The following is a 4882-nucleotide window of genomic DNA, read 5'->3' as shown; positions in this document are numbered from 1 at the left end:
GACGCGATCAGCGCACGCACCGGCATCACCCGCATCAGCGGCCACAACGAATATGCAGCCAAGACCTGCCCCGGCTTCAACGTTCCCCTCTGGCACAAAGGATAGCCAGCCTTAACAGCATCAAGACCACCGTGCCGATCTTCTTCGCCAAAACCCGCAGCTTCTGGCTGGGCATCGTCCCGACCTCGCTGACGGCGCTGGACCTCGCCTTCTCTACCCTCACGGGAGAGAACGCCATCCCCGTGGCCAATGCCATCGCCTCGGCGGCCAATCTTGTAGGCATCGACTGGACCGGCGAACAGATCGCCGCCGTCATGCAGACGCTGCTGCCGCTCTACCTGCTGATCTTCGCCCAGCGGCGCGGCACCTTCAGCGGTGCCGTTCCTCGTCCCTATACCGCCTACCCTGACAAGGAGCGGCAGATCATCCAGGTGATCAAGGACGGCAAGGACGCATTCGAGGCCGGCAAGGCCTTCCGCAAGCGGCTGAAGGCGCGGAAGTAACGTCTCCATCCCGAACTGAAAGAGCATCCCATGGCTTACCTGAACCCCCGCATCCTCGACAGCGGCCTCCAGCGCGCTGACTGCTGAAGCCAACTGCATCAACATCTGCTCGTCGGAGCCTGCGACCTATGCCGCTGCGACCGGCGCGGCGAGCCTTGGCAACCGCACCACCTACACCGTCGGCGGCCCCGCTGATTGCACGACCTCCGGTCGCCGCGTCACCGCCCCGCAGTCTCGAACGGCTCCGTCACCGGGACCGGCATTGCCTCCCCCTTGGCAATCTTGGACACGGCCAACAGCCGCCTTCTGGCAACCGGTGCGCTGTCCGCCACGCAGGCAGTCACCACCGGTAACACCTGAACCGCTGCGGCCCTCGATACCGGCATTCCCGGCGCCGCCTGAACAGGAGCCTAGCCGATGCCTTATCCCATTGTCTCAGGCTCCTCGGTGCGACGGTCTCGACCGTCAGCATCGACGGGACGTCCCATGATGTTCACTAATTCACCAGTACGGGGGCGGCTCGATCACGTTCTCCGCCGGGCGCGATGTTGATTATCTGATTGCCGGGGGTGGTGGCGCGGGCTTGCAGTCTGGATTTGCCGGAGCCGGCGGCCCGAGTGGCCTGCTGTCTGGCGTTTCAGCCGTCGCATCAGGACAGACTTCAGTCACTGTAGGTGGCGGCGGCGGAGGCAGCTCAGCCCAGAACCTACGGGCCGGTCTGGTGGCGCATTACGAATACTCGACCGAAGTCTGGGACTTCCAATTCGAGCAGGCGCAAGGGGCGAACCGTGAAGCCGCTCGCCTCTGGCCAAATCACTGTAAGCAAAACGGATGGATGCAGTTCTACGGCGGGCGCTCGGCCGAGAGGGCAATGCTGCTGGACTCTGTCTATGCAGGCATGACGGGCCGCTACAAGAAGGTCATCACCACCCACACTGCATGGCGCGGGCTGTAGGACGGCATCTTGAACGCCCCGCGTTGGGTCGCCATGCAGGCCCGGCGCAAGGAACCGACAGAATACTTCGACTGCCATGTGGTCAGGGGCTACTTCGGCCACGGGACGAGCGCATAGGAAGGCACGGCCCGCATCTAAGGTTGGCGCCAGCAGGGCGAGACGCAAACGCTCCAGCAGATGCCGACGGCGCTTGAGGGCGAGATCACCGATCTAGAAGCGCAGTGCCGGTACCAAAAAGCCGTCGCTCATTTGGCTGACTTGCAACTGGTGATGTACGAAGGCGACAGACACATCGTCCCGTGGCATCCCACCTTGGATGCGGATGCCACATTGCTGCCATTCTTGGAGCGGTTCCACTATTCCGCAGACATGGCCGCGCTCTACACCTGCGCTCTGACGGCTTTCCGCGCGATCGGCGGCGTATTCTTCAACGTGTTTGTCCCGGTGCCCGGCCCCGGCCGTCATGGCTTCTGGGGCGCCCGTCGCCGCACGCTGGACGACAGCCCTCGCGGGCGCGCGATCATGGCCTTCAACCCGGCCAATGCCGTCCGGCTGAGCCCGCCCCTGTGGATCCGCTGACGGTCGATCCTACGCCTGCCGATCTGGACCCGAAGCCGATCAACCCAAACCCATCGATCCCAAGCACGACCCGGTCGATCCCGGCCCGGTCGAACCAAAGGACACATCCATGAGTGACAACGCAAAGCTGCGCGAGGTGCTGGCGGTCCTGCTGTTAACCGCCGCGGACCTGCAGCAGTACCTGAACGCCGCCCCGGTTGACCCGGAGCCTGTCGAGCCCACTGATCCAGTTGAGCCAACCGACCCTGTGAAACCGACTGATCCGAAACCGGCGGACCCGAGCCCTGCTGACCGCAGCCTGCCGATCCGGTGCCCGTGCTGAGCCTTCTCAGCCCTCCGACGGGCGGCAAATCGACCAGCTACACCGCCGCGACCAAAGCCGCACGTGACCCTTCGGGCTATCGTGAGACGCTGCAGGTGGCCTCGGTCGTCAACGACAATCTGCGCCTGACTTCGCAGACCGACATGATGTGGCCCCGCGCCAACTGGCCGCTGAACAACTTGTTGGCGAAACCTACGCGGTCAACGTTGGCCATGTGACCGGCAACGAGTCGGCTACTTGGTCAAGGTGCTGGACGCTGACAGCGATGCCGCAGCCACCCGCTATGAACGGGCAGACCTCTACGAGAACCACAGCTTCGACTTCGTGGCTATTTGGACGACGCACTGGCTGCAGATCATGTCCGGCGTTGGCCGTGCCGGGGCGTATCGCGACTTCTCCGGGGTCAGCGTTCGCGAGAAACCGGCAGCGGTTCCGGTCGATCCTGCGCCTGTAGAGCCCACGCTGAACAATCCGGCACGGACCGTGCCTCTGACGATCCCGTCATTCTCGGCACTTCCCAACCTTGACGTGCCGTCGGGGCAAGACGTGGTTTGGAGTCCCATCACGGTGGAGCCTACCCGCCTGGAGCGGGTCTCAGTGATCGTGAATCGCGCGGTCAACCAACGCCCTGCGACGATCAACGTCGGAACGCGTCAGGTCGCCTATACTAGCCAGGTCATCTACACTTGGTCCAAAGGGGATGACCTGACGGACTAGGTTCGCTTGCAGTTCCCGAATGCCAGTTATCGAAAACGGACAGTGTCTCAACCTGAAAGGCATCGACACCTCCAACTCGTCGGTTGATGTCAACGTGACCTTCCGCGACGGCGCTAACCTTCCCGGACATGCCGCCGGAGAGGCATACTATCGCGCCCTATGATCCGACCGACGTACAATCCCCGTCCGATCGTTTGGCTCCCTCGCCGACGATCCCATGGTACCTGTCCAGCTCGATCGCCTCTGCGTAAAGAGAGTATCCTGCGACAGATTACACGAAATTGCGGATGATTGCGGCGCTGCCCATCCAAGAGGAAACCGGGAACTGGATGAACTCTAACGCCTATCTTTCTTCGGAGACGATCAACGGTCACACCACGGGGACGCCCGCGTTGTTGATCGACGTGCAGACGGTACTATTGTTACTTCCACTTCCTGTTTGACCAGCATCAAGTGGTCACCTCAAACGGTGCACAAACAGAGTCGATGTTCACTGGCCCTGAAGCACTGAAATCCCTGAGCGCAGCGGCGCGGGCCGAGATACTTGAGCTGTTCCCGGAACTGGAAGATCTAGCCTACCAGCCAGTGCCTGCGCGTGCACTACCGTCCGGAAAAATGGCCCGCCACCTTACTGCTCGCCATGTCAAAAATGGGAAGTTGCTGTTAGCACAATTGTAGAAAGTCAGAAAGAAACCGAGCGGCCTTTTTGCTCATGCATGATGATGAAGGCCAGCGTGACTTTTGACGGGTGGCTACTTCAAGGTGGATGATAAGTTCATCAATGTAGTGGGCGAAGTGATGTAACTGCTCGCATGCGCACCGCATATGAGCTCACCTGCTACTGCGGCAACCGGGGCGTCATCGCCCTGCCGGAGTGGAAGCACCGCGACTGGCTCCTGTCACGCGTCCGGTGCGCCAGCTGCCGCCGTCTCGGTGCTGAGAGCTCGGTCGTGTTGCGGGAGACGGAGTCTGAAGGCTACCGGAACCAAGATGATCTGACGCCGTATTGACGTTCGGGAAAACTGCAAGACACGCCCACCCGCACGTGCATGTGCGACGCCCGCGTTCGGGCACAGGGGCCTTGGTGCGCAGTGCGCCGAGCGTAGCCAAGGCTTTCTGTCTTGAGGGACAGCTAGCTACTGCGCCTGCCTCACATTTGAAGAACTTCTTGGCAGCTAAAAGATCAGCCACCTAGTTGCAGCCAAACAGGCTGCCAAGCAGGCCGCCAAAGAGCCTGCAGCCCATAGAACTGTTTCCGTTAGAACCAGTACCCGCACTGCCTTTCATCCCGCTTCCGATGTTGTTGCTGCCTTTAGTCATAGGGCCACTAATGATTGCGGTGTGGCCCATGTGCTTTGAGTGTTGCGACCATTTTGCGTCGTTGCGGGCTCCCAGACCGGTCACTTTCACTTGGTTCCCGGCACCATTGACGCCGTGGCTGTTACCCCTGCTATCAGTGGTACAAGAGGAATATCCTCCAGCATCAAAACAACCAGCGCTAGCGACAGATGCAACGGTGCAGAACGCCACTGACAAAAATGCCATTTTCATAGCCAACTCCATAAAAAACCATTCAATTGGCTACTCCTAAGACCACGATCTTGCGAGTACAATTGCTGAAAGTGGTTAATTAGTGAGCAATCGAAGAACCTGTTGTTCCGGCTCACTAGGCATCAGGGCTTCCAGCATATTGAGCGATCTTTGCATCATCCAGCCGTCTGCGCCGCATGCCACGGCCCCCAGGCTCCAGATGGGGTATTCGGCTTGCGCCCCACTTCCTGTCCCGGACGTCATGAGGTGCTGCGC

Annotated in this window: 7 protein-coding genes and 2 pseudogenes; 8 read left to right on the top strand and 1 reads right to left on the bottom strand. The window is 60.8% G+C overall.

The window, feature by feature from the left end:
* From ACLHHB_RS11925 to ACLHHB_RS11890, 8 genes and pseudogenes are all read left to right on the top strand, one after another.
* Window positions 1–503 (top strand): hypothetical protein (locus ACLHHB_RS11925; protein ID WP_410218500.1); only part of this gene is annotated, 503 nt, incomplete at its 5' end.
* A 499-nt stretch (window positions 504–1002) separates the two neighbouring features.
* A pseudogene (locus ACLHHB_RS11920) lies at window positions 1003–1209 on the top strand (hypothetical protein); the annotation flags it as partial.
* A gap of 15 nt (window positions 1210–1224) precedes the next feature.
* A complete protein-coding gene (locus ACLHHB_RS11915; RefSeq protein ID WP_410218499.1) occupies window positions 1225–1458 on the top strand; it encodes a hypothetical protein in 234 nt (77 codons plus the stop codon).
* 177 nt (window positions 1459–1635) lie between these two features.
* Window positions 1636–2037, top strand: a complete 402-nt coding sequence (locus tag ACLHHB_RS11910; RefSeq protein ID WP_410218498.1) for a hypothetical protein — start codon at window positions 1636–1638, stop codon at window positions 2035–2037.
* Between the two features lie 109 nt (window positions 2038–2146).
* Window positions 2147–2359, top strand: a complete 213-nt coding sequence (locus ACLHHB_RS11905) for a hypothetical protein (protein ID WP_410218497.1) — start codon at window positions 2147–2149, stop codon at window positions 2357–2359.
* Window positions 2347–2577, top strand: a complete 231-nt coding sequence (locus ACLHHB_RS11900; RefSeq protein ID WP_410218496.1) for a hypothetical protein — start codon at window positions 2347–2349, stop codon at window positions 2575–2577. The genes ACLHHB_RS11905 and ACLHHB_RS11900 overlap by 13 nt, the downstream gene beginning before the upstream one ends.
* Before the next feature lie 19 nt (window positions 2578–2596).
* Entirely contained in the window at window positions 2597–3076 is a 480-nt protein-coding gene (locus ACLHHB_RS11895; RefSeq protein WP_410218495.1) for a hypothetical protein, read from the top strand.
* Between the two features lie 423 nt (window positions 3077–3499).
* Window positions 3500–3754, top strand: a pseudogene (locus ACLHHB_RS11890) (hypothetical protein); the annotation flags it as partial.
* 948 nt (window positions 3755–4702) lie between these two features.
* On the opposite strand, the gene ACLHHB_RS11885 reads toward ACLHHB_RS11890, so the two are convergent.
* Window positions 4703–4882 (bottom strand): hypothetical protein (locus ACLHHB_RS11885; RefSeq protein ID WP_410218494.1); only part of this gene is annotated, 180 nt, incomplete at its 5' end.

It is taken from the genome of Paracoccus sp. (in: a-proteobacteria), from assembly GCF_046462195.1.
Lineage (GTDB): Bacteria > Pseudomonadota > Alphaproteobacteria > Rhodobacterales > Rhodobacteraceae > Paracoccus.
The sequence above is the reverse complement of the archived record's forward strand: the minus strand, read 5'-3'. Positions and strand labels throughout refer to the sequence as shown.

Coding starts and splice junctions, on each gene's coding strand:
- ACLHHB_RS11910 (WP_410218498.1), top strand. CDS start 1,636: ATGCCGACGGCGCTTGAGGGCGAGATCACCGATCTAGAAGCGCAGTGC.
- ACLHHB_RS11905 (WP_410218497.1), top strand. CDS start 2,147: ATGAGTGACAACGCAAAGCTGCGCGAGGTGCTGGCGGTCCTGCTGTTA.